We start from the raw sequence: 14215 nt of genomic DNA, 5'->3' as shown, positions 1-14215 counted from the left end.
ACGGACCGGCGCTAGTCGAGGCGGCTCAGATCGACCGTGACCGGGAACGGTGTGCTGGTGGAGAAGGCACCGGTGGCCCGAGACTGGTCCTGATAGCCAAAGCGCTCGGTCAGGCGGCACGGGAACAGCGAGATGGGCTTGTCGATGTCGAGAATCCAGTAGTGCGGGATACCCGCGTCGGCGTAGTCATGGCGTTTGAGCACGTGGTCGGTTCGCCGGGACCCACGTGCCGCGACCTCGATGGCCATCACCACCTCGCTTGCGCGGATCATGCCGCCCTCGGCTTGTACCCGGGGCAGGCACGCTTGGTCGACAACCATCAGATCCGGCCGCCGGGACGATCCCGGCTGGTCCGCCGGGGCCAGTTCCAGGTCGATGTCGACCCTGGCGATGAGTTCGACACCCGCCGGAAGCTGCCGGGCGAGCTGGTCCGCGAACCGTTGCGCGGCCAGGGCATGCCTGATGTCCTGGTTCGGCGACATCAGCACCCGGCCTTCCTGGAGTTCGCTGTAGCCGAACTCGATCTCACCCAGGGCCTGGTACTCGGCGATGGTCAGCAAGCGCCCGAAAGCGGCGCGGGCGAGCGCCGATCGTTCGAGGTTCACCGCGCGCCACGGCTCTTCTCGTAGATCTCGATGTAGCGCTCCACCGGCACCTGCGCCACCACCTCGCCGATCAGCTCCAGCGGCAGATCGGCCAGCTTCTTGAAGCGCACGCAGGACTTGCCCATGTCGAGCTTGCGCCCGGTCGCCTCGAACCGCTCCCGGAACTCCTCGGCCCGGTCCGCCTCGCCGTAGATGCCCATCAGGTACAGCGACAGGTACTGCTTCTGCGAGGCCAGCGCGACGTAGCCGAGCGGGTGGCCGTTGTAGGTCTTGGGGTAGCGGCTCAGTGGGATGTGCCAGCAGATCATCCCGAAGTCCATGCCCTCGGCGTAGCCCTCCGGCAGGTTCGCCAGCACCACCTCGCGGACGGCGGCGACGATCTCGCGGCGGTCCGGCGGCAGTTCGGCCAGGTACTCCTCGACGGTGTTCGCGCTGCTCTGCATGGGGGCAGGCTAGGGCGCTACCCCGACAGGGCGCCCGGCCTCGAACTGGTCCTTCCAGGTGAACGCGACCTTTTTCTGCGCTCGCTGGCGGCGCACGGTCTCGCGCTGGGCCTCGCGCGGGGTGAACGGGACCGCACCGGGGCGTTCGGCGCGCAGGAAGTAGTGCACCACCGTGCCGTCCAGCACGGCCTCCAGCCACAGCTCCATCGTGCCGGTGAGCGCGCCTGCCACCGTCCAGCGCAGGCCCTCGGCCCCGCGATCGGCGTAGACCGACAGTTCCAGGTCCGGCCAGTACTCGCGCCAGGCGGCCGGATCGGCGAGGCTGGGAGCCAGGGTGGACGGCGGGACCGTGATGAAGAGTTCGTCGACCACGTCTACCGAGGACATGGGACGAAGCGTGCCATAACGGCCACAGGTGGATTACGCCCTATTGTCACAGCGTCACAAAGAGCTAGGTTAACCCGTCAGTAACACCGTCCCCCCGTTAGCGAGGTTGACGTGCGAGAGTTCAGCGTCCCGGCCACCGCCACCGTGGCCGATGAGGAGAACCTCACCGACATGGTGCAGGCCAACGCCGAGCGGTTCGCCACAGCGGTGAGTTTCCGCAGACGGGTGGATGGCACCTGGCTGGATGTGACCGCCAAGGAGTTCGCGGCCGAGGTCGTCGCGGTGGCCAAGGGCTTCATCGCCGCGGGCATCCAGCAGGGCGACCGGATCGGTCTGCTGTCCAAGACCCGCTATGAGTGGACCCTCTTCGACTACGCGATCTGGTTCGCCGGCGCGGTCAGCGTGCCGATCTACGAGACCTCGGCGGCCGCCCAGGTCGAGTGGAACCTGTCCGACTCGGGAGCGCGCGCGGTGGTCGTGGAGACCGCGGCGCACCGCAGCACCCTGGACGGGGTGCGCGGCAACCTGCCCGAGCTGGCGCATGTGTGGCAGATCGACGGCGGCGCGGTGGCCGCCCTGGTCGAGGCAGGCAAGGACATCCCCGACGCCGAGGTGCACGCCCGGCGCGCGGCGATCAAGGCCGACGACCTGGCCACCCTCATCTACACCTCCGGCACCACCGGGCGCCCCAAGGGCTGCGAGCTGACCCACCGCAACCTGCTCTCGGAGATCCGGGCCGCCATCTCCGCCTTCCCCACCCTGCTGCAGGCCGGGAACTCGCTGCTGGCCTTCCTGCCGCTGGCACACGTGCTGGCCAGGGTGCTGGCGGTGTGCGCGGTCTACACCCGCACCACGGTCGGGCACACCGCCGATGTGAAGAACCTGGTCGCCGACCTCGGCACGTTCCGGCCGACGGTGGTCGTCTCGGTGCCGCGAGTCTTCGAGAAGGTCTACAACGGCGCCAAGCAGAAGGCGCACGGCGACGGCAAGGGCAAGATCTTCGACCTGGCCGAGGCCACCGCGGTCGCCTACAGCGAGGCGCAGGACCACGGCGGCGCCGGGCTCGGGCTCAAGATCAAGCACGCGATCTTCGACAAGCTGGTCTACGTCAAGCTGCGCAACGCCCTCGGCGGCCGCTGCCAGGCCGCGGTCTCCGGCGGCGCGCCGCTGGGCACCCGGCTGGCGCACTTCTTCCGCGGCGTCGGCGTCACCGTCTACGAGGGCTACGGCCTCACCGAGACCAGCGCCGCGGCCTGCGTGAACACCCAGGACGCGATCCGGATCGGCTCGGTCGGCCGCCCGGTGGCGGGCACCTCGGTGCGCATCGACGAGGACGGCGAGGTGCTGATCAAGGGCCCGATCGTCTTCCAGCGCTACTGGAAGAACGAGGCGGCCAGCGCCGAGGCCATCCGGGACGAGTGGTTCCACACCGGTGACCTGGGCGAACTCGACGACGAGGGCTTCCTCAGCATCACCGGTCGCAAGAAGGAGATCATCGTGACCGCGGGCGGCAAGAACGTCGCCCCCGCGGTGCTGGAGGACCGGCTCCGGGCGCACCCGCTGATCAGCCAGTGCATGGTGGTCGGCGACCGGCAGCCGTTCATCGCCGCGCTGATCACCGTGGACCCGGAGTTCTTCCCGGCCTGGAAGAAGCAGCACGGCAAGCCGGACGCCGCCACCGTGGCCGAGCTGAGCGATGACGCCGACCTGCGCGGGGAGATCGAGGCCGCGGTGGCCGAGGCCAACCTGGCGGTGTCCAACGCGGAGGCGATCAAGAAGTTCCGGATCCTGCCGGTGGACTTCACCGAGGCCGGTGGCGAGCTGACGCCGAGTCTGAAGCTGCGCCGGAACGTGGTGAACGAGACCTACTCGACCGAGATCACCGGCATGTACAGCCAGAAATAAATATCGGGTGACCCGCGCTTCGTCCCCCTGTAGCGCGGGCCACCCGGCCCCCCTGGCAAGAAGATTGCCGGACGGCGCTGTCGTCTCGCTGACGTGTGGCTAACGCGGCGTTCTACAGTGTTCGGGGCACGCTGCACCCGGGTTTCATGGTGCCCGCTACCAGGGCACAGGGGGAAGGATTTGATGGAATCAGCGCCCAAGGAGGTGGTTTTCCGGATTCTCGGGCCGGTCGAGGTCCGCCGAGGCGGGCTGCCGATCGAGGTACGAGCCGGAAAACACCGGGCGCTGCTGGCCACCCTGTTGCTGCGGGCCAACCAGGTGGTGCCGCTGGAGGAGCTGACCGACCGGATCTGGGGCGACCACCCGCCCGCCCGCGCCCGCGGCACCCTGCAGACCTACGTGATGCGGCTGCGCCAGGCCCTTGGCGACGAACCAGGCCCTGACCAGCTCGTACATACCCGGCCAGAGGGCTACCTGATCCGGCTCACCCCCGCCCAGCTCGACCTGTTCGCCTTCCGCGAGCTGCTCGAACAGGGCCGGGCACTGGCCGCCAACGGCGATCCGGCCGGGGAGGCCGACCGGCTGCGGGCCGCGCTGGCGCTCTGGCGCGGCGAGGCACTCACCGGGGTGCCATCGGACGCGCTGCGCCGGGACGAGGCGCCCCGGCTGGCCGAGGAACGGCTGCAGGCCCTGGAACGGCGGATCGAGGTGGACCTGCAACTGGGCAGGCACACCGAACTGGCGGGCGAGCTGCAGCGGCTCACCGCCGAACACCCGCTGCGCGAGCGGTTCTGGCACCAGCTCATGCTCGCCCTCTACCGCTGCGACCGGCAGGCCGAGGCCCTGCGCACCTTCCACCAGGTCAGCGACACCCTGGCCGAGGAACTGGGCATCGACCCCGGCGAGGCACTGCGCCAGCTGCACCGGGCGATCCTGGTCAACGACCCGGCGCTGGCCGCGCCCTGCCCGGTCGAACCCGGCGTCCCCACCGCGGGGCAGCCGCGGGCCGGGGTGCCCCGCCAGCTCCCGCCCGACCTGGCCGACTTCGTGGGCCGCGAGCCGGAACTGACCCAGATCGGCGAGCTGCTGGCCGGGGCCCCGCCGGGCACCGCGGCGCCGATCGTGGTGCTCTCCGGACCGCCGGGCATCGGCAAGACCGCGCTGGCCGTGCGGGCCGCGCACCGGCTCGGTGAGCGCTTCCCGGACGGGCAGCTGCACATCAACCTGCGCGGCTACGCCACCAGCAGGCCGATGACCGTGGCCGAGGCGCTCGCGCACTTCCTGCGGGTGCTCGGGGTGGCGCAGAAGCAGATCCCGGCCGAGATCGAGGAGCAGGCCGCGCTGTACCGCTCGCTGCTCACCGGCCGCCGGATGCTGGTGGTGCTGGACAACGCGGCCGCCGCCGACCAGGTCCGCCCGCTGCTGCCCGCCGAGGCGCGCTGCGGAGTGCTGGTGACCAGCCGGGACGACCTGCGCGGACTCACCGCGTTGCAGGGCGCGCGCAGGCTCACCCTGGAGGTGCTGGACCGGCCGGAGGCCCGCGGGCTGCTGGCCGCCATCCTGGGGCCGGAGCGGGTGGCCGCCGAACCGCTGGCCGCGGACGCGCTGGCCGAGCTGTGCGCCCGGCTGCCGCTGGCGCTGCGGATCGCCGCGGCCAACCTGGTCAGCAACCCCCGGCACACCCTCGGCGGCTACCGGGACGAACTGCGCGCCGGCACCATCGCCGCGCTCAGCATCGACGGCGACGACCAGACCGCGGTGCACGCCGCCTTCGACCTGTCCTACACCGCGCTGCCCGCCGACGCCCGCCACCTGTTCCGGCACCTCGGCCTGGTGCCGGGCCCCGACTTCACCGCCCAGGCCGCCGCCGCGCTGGCCGGGATCGGCCTGGCCGAGGCCGACCGGCTGCTGGACCGGTTGGCCGCGGCCAACCTGGTCGGCCACCTCTCCGACCCGGCCCCGCGCACCGGCCGCTTCCACTTCCACGACCTGCTCCGCCGCTACGCCCTGGACCTGGGCGAGGAGGAGGACAGCGCGGCGGAACTGGCCGCGGGCAGGCGGCGGCTGTTCGCGGCCTACCTGGCCGGTGCGGACCAGGCGATCCGGCGGCTCTACCCCGACGCGCTGCTGCTGCCGAGGGACACCGAGGAGGTGCCGGCGCCGGAGTTCGACAGCGGTCCGGCCGCACTGGCCTGGCTGGACACCGAACGCCCCAACCTGCTCGCCGCGGTGCACCACGCCGCCGACCACGGGCCGCCGGAGACCGCCTGGCACCTCATCGACTCGCTGCGGCTGTACTTCTACTCGCACCGGCACACCGCGGAATGGCTGGCCGCCGGGCACGCCGCGCTGCGCGCCGCCCAGCAACACGGCGAGGTCGAGGCCGCCGCGACCATGCACCACAACATCGGCACCGCGCACAGCAACGGCGGCGACTACCAGCAGGCCGTCGACCACTTCCAGCGCGCGCTGAGCCTGCGCGCGGACCGGCCGCGCACGGTGGCCACCGCCAAGGCCACCGCCACCACGCTGAACAACCTGGGCATCGCACACGCGGTCTTCGGCAGGCTCACCGAGGCCGCCGACCACCTGCTGCGCGCGGTCACCCTGCACCGCGAACTCGGCGCGGAAGCGTTGGCGCACAGCACCCTGGTCAACCTCTCCATCGTGCTGGCCGACCTGGGCAGGCTGCGCACCGCCGCCGCGCACCTGCGCGAGGCGCTGGCCTTCTACGCCGACCACGGCTCCCGCTACGACCAGGCCAACACCCAGGAGGCCCTCGCCAGGGTGCACCTGGACCTGGGCGAGCACGCCGAAGCCGCCCGGCACGCCGAGGCCGCGCTGGCCAACGCCCGCGCGGTGGACGACCGGCGCACCGAATGCGACGCGCTGTGCACCCAGGCCGCGCTGCACCTGGCCGCCGGCGAGCACACCGCCGCGCTGCGGGCCGCCACCGGCTCACTCGGCCTGGCCCGCGACATCGCGCACGCCGGCACCGAGATCGACGCGCTGATCGTGCTCACCCAGGCGCACACCGCCGCGGGCGCCGCCGAGGAGGCGCTGCACTGCGGCCGGGAGGCCGAACGGGTGGCCCGCGCGGCAGGCAGGCGGGTCAAGATCGGCCAGGCGCTGACCGCGCTGGCCGCGGCCGCGCTGGCCGGCGGTGCCGCCGGGGTGGCCCTGGCCACCGCGCGAGCGGCCCTGGAGCTGCACACCGACACCGGGCACCGGCTCGGCGAGGCACGCACGCTGGTGCTCATCGCCGACGGGCTGGCCCTCGGCGCGGACAGCGTGGCGGCCCAGTCCCACCGGCAGCGCGCGGCCGCGCTGTACGCCGAGTTGTGGGGAAGGCACCGGGAACCCGCTGGGGTCGAGTAGACAGGTCAGCGGAGAGGGGGTGGTAGGCGTGACCGAGCTGGATTTCCGGGTCCTCGGCCCACTGCAGGTGACCAAGGACGGCCAGCCGCTGCGGATCGGCGCGGCCCAGCACCGGATCCTGCTGGCCTGCCTGCTGCTGAACCCGCGCAGGCCGGTGGAGTCCGAGCGCATCGCCGGGCACCTGTGGCCGGTCAACGGCAGACCGCGCAACCCGCGCGGCGCGGTGCACACCTACGTGCAGCGGTTGCGCGGGTTGCTCGGCGCCGAGGCCATCCGCACCGTCGAGGGCGGCTACCTGCTCGACGTGCCGGCCGAAGCCGTCGACCTGCACCGCTTCGCCGCGCACCTGCGGCGGGCCGACGAGGCCCAGGACACCGCGGCCGAACACGCCGAACTGACCGCGGCGCTGGCCCAGTGGCGCGGCGAGGCGTTCGCGGACGTGCCCGCGCCGGAGTTCGCCACCCCCGAGACCGCCCGCTGGGCCGGGCTCCGGCTGACCGCGCTGTCCAGGCGGATCCAGCTCGACCTCGACCGCGGCGAGCACAACGCGGTGATCGGCGAACTCCAGCTGCTCACCCGCCAGCACCCGGTGCACGAGGTGTTCTGGAGCCAGCTCATGCTCGCCCTCTACCGCGCCCAGCGCCCGGCCGAGGCGGTGCAGGCATACGCCAGCGCCGCGGCCACCCTGCACGCCGAACTCCAGGTGCAGCCGGGACCGCGGCTGCGCTGGATGCACGAGGCCGTGCTCACCAACGCACCCGAACTCGCCCCGCCGTCGGCCCCGGCCGTGCTCTGGCGACCGGCCTGCCAGCTGCCCTCCGACATCGGCGATTTCACCGGCCGCCGCGAGGAACTGCGCGCGCTCACCGGACTGCTGGTGCGTCAGCAGGCGCGGCGGGTGCTGGTCTGCGGGCAGCCCGGCATCGGCAAGACCGCGCTGGCCGTCCGGGCCGGACACCTGCTGCGCCCGGCCTTCCCGGACGGGCAGCTCTACGTCAACCTGCGTGGCTACTGCCCAGGCGAACGGCTGGACCCGGCGCAGGTGCTCGGCCAGTTCCTGCGGGCCCTCGGCGTGCCGGCCGACCAGGTGCCCTACGGCACGGCGGACCGGATCAGCAAGTACCGGGCACTGCTGTCCGGGCGGCGGGTGCTGGTGCTGCTGGACAACGCGGGCTCGGCCGAACAACTGCTGCCGCTGCTGCCGGACTCCCCCGGCAGCGCCGCCCTGGCCACCAGCCGCAATATACTGTCCACTGTGGACACTCCACGGGTGCGGCTGGACCCGTTGGGGGAACAGGACTCCCTCGCCCTCATCGGCGCGATCCTGGGCGCCGAACACCTGGCGGCGCACCCGGTCGCGGCCGCCGAACTGGCCGGACTGTGCGCCCGGCTGCCACTGGCGCTGCGGATCGCCGCGGCCAACCTGACCATCCGCGGCGAACCCGACCTGCCCGGCTACGTGCACGAGCTGGCCACCGGCAACCGGCTGGCCGCACTGGCCATCGACGGCGACGACGACGCGGCCGTGCACCGCGCCTTCGACCTGTCCTACGGCACGCTCTCCGTTGCCGCGCAACGACTTTTCCGGCTGATCGGACTGGTGCCCGGCCCGGACTTCACCGCCGCGCACGCCGCCGCGCTCACCGGGTTCGAGCTGGACCGGGCCGAGGAGCTGATGCGCCAGCTGGCCACCGCGCACCTGGTCCAGGAACACCGCGAGGGCCGCTACCAGTTCCACGACCTGCTCCGGCTCTACACCGGCCAGCAACGCGATCTGGAGGACAGCCAGGACGAGGTCGCCGCGGCCGGGCAGCGACTCTTCGACTACCTGCTGGACTGCGCCAACTACGCCACCGTGCTGCTCTACGCCGAGGCCCCGCGCAACCGGGCCGTGGTCGGCAAACTCGCCCCCTTCGACGAGCCGGTGGCGGCCAAGCACTGGCTGGACGAGGAACGCGCCACCCTGATCGCCGCCGTGCTGGCCACCGAGGACCGGCCGGACGAGCTGTGCGTGGACCTCGCGACCGCGCTGACCAACCACTTCTGGACCAACGGGCACTTCGAGGAGCAGGTGCTCATCTGCGAGACCGGGCTGCGCGCGGCCATCCGGCGCGGCTACGTCTTCGGCCAGGCCGACATGCACAACGGGCTCAGCGGGGTGCTCTCGCTCTACGGGCGGGTGGCCGACGCGGTGCGGCACGGCACGCTGTCCGTGCTGCGCTACCGGGAGGTCGGCGCGCTCGGCGGGGAAGGGCTGGTGCTGGCCAACATCGCGATGGCCTACGAGGTGGCCTGCCGCTTCCCCAGGGCGATCGCCCGCTACACCAAGGCGATCCGGCTCAGCCGGGAGGCGCGCTACCCGGCGGGTGAGGCATTCGCCAGCCAGGGCCTGCACTCCGCCTACGTCGCGGTCGGCAGGCTGGCCGAGGCCAAGGTGCGGATCGAGCACGCCTGCAAGATCATGCGCAGGCACCACGCGCACGAGTCCGAGGCGCAGTGCCTGGTGCAGCTGGCCGACACGCTGGCCGCGCTGGGCGAGTTCGCCGAGGCCGGGCAGCGGCTGGCCGAGGCGGCGGCGCTGGCCAGGCGGCTGGGCGGGTTGCAGGAGCGGATGGTGGCCGAGGCCCGCGCCCGGCTGCAGCTGGCCCGCGCCGACCTGCCCGGCGCCCGCGCGCACCTGGACCGGGCGCTGGCCGTGGCGGTGGACAACTCCAGGGACCGGCTGGCCCCCGGCACCCGCACGCTGATCGCCGACATCCACCGCGGGCACCGGGAATGGGCCCGCGCGCACCACCACTACCTGGCCGCCCGCGAACTGGCCAACGCCGCCGGGCACCCTGCCTTCCCGGTGCTGATCTCGGTCGGCCTCTCCGCCGTGCACCGCGGGCTGCACGAGCCTGCCGAGGCACTGCCGTACGCGGTGGCCGCCGAGCACATCGCCCGCGCGGGCGGGCTGCGCACCGTGCTCGGCGACGCGCTCACCGAACTGGCCGAGGTCCGGCTGGCCCTCGGCGAGGCCGACACCGCGGCCGAGCTGGCCGGGGCCGCGCTGGCGGTGCACCGCTACACCGGCCGCCGCCCGGCCACCGCGACCGCGCTGGAGGTGCTGGGCAACGCCCGATCGGTGCTGGCAGGGCCGGCCGCCGCGTGTCCACTGTGGACCGAGGCACTGGCGCTCTACCGTGAGCTGGGCATGGTCGACCGCACCGGGCTGCCCGCCCGGCTGGCCGCGCAGGGAGCCGCGCCGTGACACTGGAGTTCCGCCTGCTCGGCCCCACCGAGGTCCGGCAGGACGGCACGCCATTGCCCACCCTGGCCGGAAAACACCGCACCGTGCTGGCCGCGCTGCTGCTGCGCCCAGGCCGTCCGGTGAGTATCGCCGAGCTGACCGCGCAGGTGTGGGAGGAGCCGCCGCGCAACCCGAAGAACGCGCTGCAGACCTACATCCGCCGCCTGCGCGCCGCCCTGCCCGAACCGGTGCTGCGCACCACCGGCACCGGCTACCAGGCCGACGTGCCAGCCGATTCCGTTGACCTGCACCGTTTCCGCGCCCTGCTGGCCAAGGCGGGCGGGGAGCCGAGGGCCGAACGGGACACCCTGCGCACCGCGCTCGCGCTCTGGCGCGGCCCCGCGCTCTCCGACGTCTTCTCCCCCGCCCTGCGCCAGGCCGTGGCCGGGGTGGAGGCCGAACACCAGCGCGCGCTGGAACGCCGGATCGACCTGGACCTGGAACTCGGCGAGGACACCGGCCTGATCGCCGAACTACGCCGGCTCACCACCCAGGACCCACTGCGCGAACGCCACTGGGCCCAGCTCATGCTCGCCCTGACCAGGGCGGGCCGCCAGGCCGAGGCGCTGCAGACCTACCAGGCCGCCACCGGCGTGCTGGCCGACCTGCTCGCCGTCCGCCCCGGCGCCGAACTGCGCGCCCTGCACCAGGCCATCCTCACCGAGGCGGTCCCGCCGCCCGGCCCGCCACCCCGCCGCGGCCTGCCCATCCACCAGCTTCCGTTGGACATCAACGATTTCGTCGGCCGCGCGGACCTGGTCGAGGCCATCACCGGCGCACCAGCGGGCACCACGGTGGTCTACGGCCAGCCCGGCGTCGGCAAGACCGCGCTGGCCGTCCACATCGGACACCTGCTCAAGGACCGCTACCCCGACGGCCAGCTCTACGTCGACCTGCGCGGCTACTCCCCCGGCGAGAAACCCACCCCCTTCGCCGTGCTGGCCCGTTTCCTGCGTGCCTTCGGCCTGGCCGAGTCCGAGATCCCGCCGACCGAACCCGGCCGGGCCCGGCTCTACCAGTCCCTGCTCGCCGAGCGCCGCTTCCTGGTCCTGCTGGACAACGCCGCCGACGCCGCCACCGTCGCCCCCCTGGTCCCCACCGGCCCGCACTGCCGCACCCTGATCACCAGCCGCGGCGTCATCCCCGGCCTGCCCGAATGCCGGCGCATCACCCTGGACGTGCTCAGCCCCGCCGAGGCCACCACCCTGCTCACCCGCACCCTTGGCCGGGACCTGGTCCAGGCCCAGCCCGCCGCGGCCACCCGCCTGGCCGACCTCTGCGCCCGCCTCCCGCTGGCCCTGCGGGTGGCCGCGGCCAACATCGCCGTCCTGCCGGTCCCCGACCTGGCCGAGTACCTGCACCGGCTGCACGAGCCCGACCGCCTCGGCGAACTGGCCATCGAGGACGACCAGGACACCGCGGTCCGCCGCGCCTTCGAGCTGTCCTACCGGACCCTGTCCACCGCGGCGCGGCGGATGTTCCGGCTGCTCAGCGTGGCGCCGGGCGCCGACCTCGCCGAGCCGGAGGCGAGCGCGCTGGCCGAGGCACCCGCGGCGCCGCTGCTGCGCGAACTGGCCGACGCGCACCTGCTCGATGAGTACCGGCCCGGCCGCTACCGCAGCCACGACCTGCTCCGGCTCTTCGCCACCGAACAGCACCAGGCCGAGGACAGCCCGGCGGAGCGGGCCGCGGCGCGGCGACGATTGCTGGCGCACTGCCTGGGCGTGCTCGTCCAGCTGCAGCACTTCCTCTACGGCCCGGCGACCGAGACCGCGCTCGACGACTGGGCACCCCCACCCGCCCGGCTCACCCTGGGTACCCCGGCCGAGGGCGTCGCCTGGTTCGAGACCGAGTTCGCGACCCTGCTGGCGATGCACGCCAGGGCGGCCAGGACCGACCCGGCGGGGGCCGCGCTGCTCGGCATCGCCATGCTCAGCCAGCTCTACGTGCACTTCCGGCAGGACGAGCGCGCCCCGATCGCCGAACTGACCGCCCAGGCGGCGGAGGCGGCCGGGAACCGCAGGGCGCTGGCCGACGCGCTGGCCGCCTGGAGCGAGGCACTGCTCTGGCAGAGCGACTACCGCGCCAGCGTGCGGCGGGCCGCGATGGCCAGGACGCACTACGCCGCGCTCGGCCTGCTCGTCGGCGAGAGCATCGCGCTGACCCGGATCGGCCACGCCCGCGGCCTGGCAGGCCAGCTCTCGGTCTCCGGCGAGTACCTCGAGCGGGCGCGCCTGGCGGCGATCCGGGCGGGCTCGCGGCTGGCCGAGGCCAACGCGCTGGCCCATCTCGGCGCGGTCGGCCTGCGGCAGGGGCGGCTCGCCGAGGCCGCGGCGGCGATGTCCGCCGCGCACAAGCTGTCGACGGAGATCGGGGCGATCGGCGTGCAGTCGCTCTACCTCAACGACGTCGGCGACCGGGAACTGCACGAGGGGCAGCCGGCACTGGCCGTGCGGAGTCTGCGGCGGGCCCAGGAGCTACGCCGGGAACTCGGGTTCGCCGCGCAGGAGACCCTCGGCGCCGGCATGCTCGCCGAGGCCTACGCCGAACTCGGCGACTACCCGAACGTCCGCCACCAGCTCGATCTGATGCACGCCGACCCAGACCCGGCCAGCCACCGGATGAACCTGCCCTACGCCCGGTACGCCGAGGGCCTCGCGGAGTACCGGCAGGGCCGGTCCCGGTTGGCCATCGAGCACCTCACCGCCGCCTTCGACCTCGCGGTGCCGCTGCGGCAACACAACGAGCAGGTCCGCGCGCTGACCGGACTCGCCCTGGCCCACCTGGACCTGGCCGAACCCGCCGAGGCCAGGCGGCACAGCACCGAGGCGGTCGCGCTGGCCCGGCGCACCCAGCAGGAGGGCTTCGCGGCCAGGGCGCTGCTGGTGCTGGCCAGGACCGAGATCCGGCTGGGGGCGTTCGACGTGGCGACCGGGCACGCGGCGGAAGCGTTGTCCGCCTTCCAGCACATGGGGCACGAACGCGGCGAGGCGGAGACCCTCGCCCTGCTCGCCGAACTCGGCGCGGCCCAGCCCTCGGGGCAGCCCCCAGCGGCCGCCGCTCACCCGTCCAGATAACCCGCCAGCCGCGCCCCAGCCGCGTCCCAGCGCCAGGCCCGCCGCATCCACTCCCGCCCGGCCCGCCCCATCGCGGCCGCCAGCTCCGGGTCCAGCAGCAACCGGGTCACCGACTCCGCCACCGCGCGCACCGAACGCGGGTTGACCACATGCCCGGTCACCCCGTCCCGCACCGTCTCCGGCGCACCGCCGGAATCACCGGCCACCACCGGCAAACCGCTGGCCGCGGCCTCCAGGAACACCAGGCCCAGGCCCTCCACGTCCAGGCCGAAGCCGCGGTTGCGGCAGGGCAGGGCGAAGACGTCGGCCGCGGCGTAGTAGGCGGGGGTCTCGCTGGGCGGGATGTGGCCCGCGAAGATCACGTGTTCGTCCACTGTGGACTGTTGGGCGAGGGCACGCAGGCGTTTGCGGTACGGGCCGGCGCCGACCAGCAGCAGTTTGGCGCCGGGCACCCTGGCCCTGATCCGGGGCAGCGCGTGGATCAGGGTGTCCTGGCCCTTGCGCGGGGCCAGCCGGGACAGGCACAGCACCACCGGCGCGCTGCCGAGGTTGTGCCTGCGGCGGATCTCCTGGCGGGCAACGGAATCCGGCCGGTAGTAGGTGGCGTCCACGCCGGCGGGCAGGTGTTCCAGGGCGGCCAGCGGGCCGAAGGCGGAGGCGATGGCGGCCCTGGTGTAGCGGCTCACGCAGGTGACCACGTCGGCCGCGGCGCCGATCCGGCGCAGTGCCCAGCGCGCGCCGGGGAACATCGACCAGCCGACCTCGTGCCCGTGGCTGCAGGCCACCACCCGGCGCGCCCCGGCCGAGCGCAACCGCGCGGCCAGCAGCCCCAGCGGGGCGGCCGCGCCGAACCACACCGAGGTGCAGCCCTCGGCCCGCAGGATGTCCGCGGCCCTGGCCACCACCTCCGGTTCGGGCAGCAGCACCGGCGAGGCGTGCCGCACCACCGGGAACGGCTGGGCGGCGTCGAACTCCGCGGCCGAGGCGGGCGGGCCGTCCCAGCCGGGTGCGTAGACCACCAGCCGGTCCGCCGGCAACGCGGTGGCCAGTGAGTGCAGGTACGCCTGGATGCCACCGGGACGTGGCGGGAAGTCGTTCGTGACCAACAGGGTGCGGCGCACGAGGCGAACC

At 73.5% G+C, this 14215-nt stretch carries 8 protein-coding genes; 4 read left to right on the top strand and 4 right to left on the bottom strand.

Features of this window, described 5'->3' with window-relative positions:
* Positions 1-11: 11 nt before the first annotated feature.
* The 3 genes from HNR67_RS14145 to HNR67_RS14135 are packed head-to-tail and all read right to left on the bottom strand — an operon-like array spanning position 12 to position 1435.
* Complete coding sequence (locus HNR67_RS14145) at positions 12-605, bottom strand: Uma2 family endonuclease (RefSeq protein WP_312987220.1); 594 nt, start codon at positions 603-605, stop codon at positions 12-14.
* Complete coding sequence (locus HNR67_RS14140) at positions 602-1048, bottom strand: iron chaperone (RefSeq protein ID WP_185002481.1); 447 nt, start codon at positions 1046-1048, stop codon at positions 602-604. The genes HNR67_RS14145 and HNR67_RS14140 overlap by 4 nt, the downstream gene beginning before the upstream one ends.
* 9 nt (positions 1049-1057) lie before the next feature.
* The gene (locus HNR67_RS14135) at positions 1058-1435 is read right to left on the bottom strand and encodes a polyketide cyclase / dehydrase and lipid transport (RefSeq protein WP_185002480.1); all 378 of its coding nucleotides are present in this window, start codon (positions 1433-1435) and stop codon (positions 1058-1060) included.
* Positions 1436-1546: 111 nt separating this feature from the next.
* Between HNR67_RS14135 and HNR67_RS14130 the strand changes: the two genes are divergently transcribed.
* The 4 genes from HNR67_RS14130 to HNR67_RS14115 all read left to right on the top strand — a co-directional run bounded on the left by HNR67_RS14130 (position 1547) and on the right by HNR67_RS14115 (position 13084).
* Entirely contained in the window at positions 1547-3340 is a 1794-nt protein-coding gene (locus HNR67_RS14130) for an AMP-dependent synthetase/ligase (RefSeq protein ID WP_185002479.1), read from the top strand.
* Between the two features lie 183 nt (positions 3341-3523).
* Positions 3524-6718: an AfsR/SARP family transcriptional regulator gene (locus HNR67_RS14125; protein WP_185002478.1), complete on the top strand. Its 3195-nt coding sequence runs from the start codon at positions 3524-3526 to the stop codon at positions 6716-6718.
* 28 nt (positions 6719-6746) lie between these two features.
* Entirely contained in the window at positions 6747-9968 is a 3222-nt protein-coding gene (locus HNR67_RS14120; protein ID WP_185002477.1) for an AfsR/SARP family transcriptional regulator, read from the top strand.
* On the top strand, positions 9965-13084 hold the full coding sequence (locus HNR67_RS14115; RefSeq protein WP_185002476.1) for an AfsR/SARP family transcriptional regulator: 3120 nt from the start codon (positions 9965-9967) through the stop codon (positions 13082-13084). The genes HNR67_RS14120 and HNR67_RS14115 overlap by 4 nt, the downstream gene beginning before the upstream one ends.
* Here the strand turns inward: HNR67_RS14115 and HNR67_RS14110 are convergent.
* The gene (locus tag HNR67_RS14110) at positions 13069-14205 is read right to left on the bottom strand and encodes a glycosyltransferase family 4 protein (protein WP_185002475.1); all 1137 of its coding nucleotides are present in this window, start codon (positions 14203-14205) and stop codon (positions 13069-13071) included. The two genes, HNR67_RS14115 and HNR67_RS14110, sit on opposite strands and share 16 nt — an antisense overlap.
* Positions 14206-14215 lie beyond the last annotated feature (10 nt).

This window comes from Crossiella cryophila, assembly GCF_014204915.1.
GTDB lineage: Bacteria > Actinomycetota > Actinomycetes > Mycobacteriales > Pseudonocardiaceae > Crossiella > Crossiella cryophila.
The sequence above is the reverse complement of the archived record's forward strand: the minus strand, read 5'-3'. Positions and strand labels throughout refer to the sequence as shown.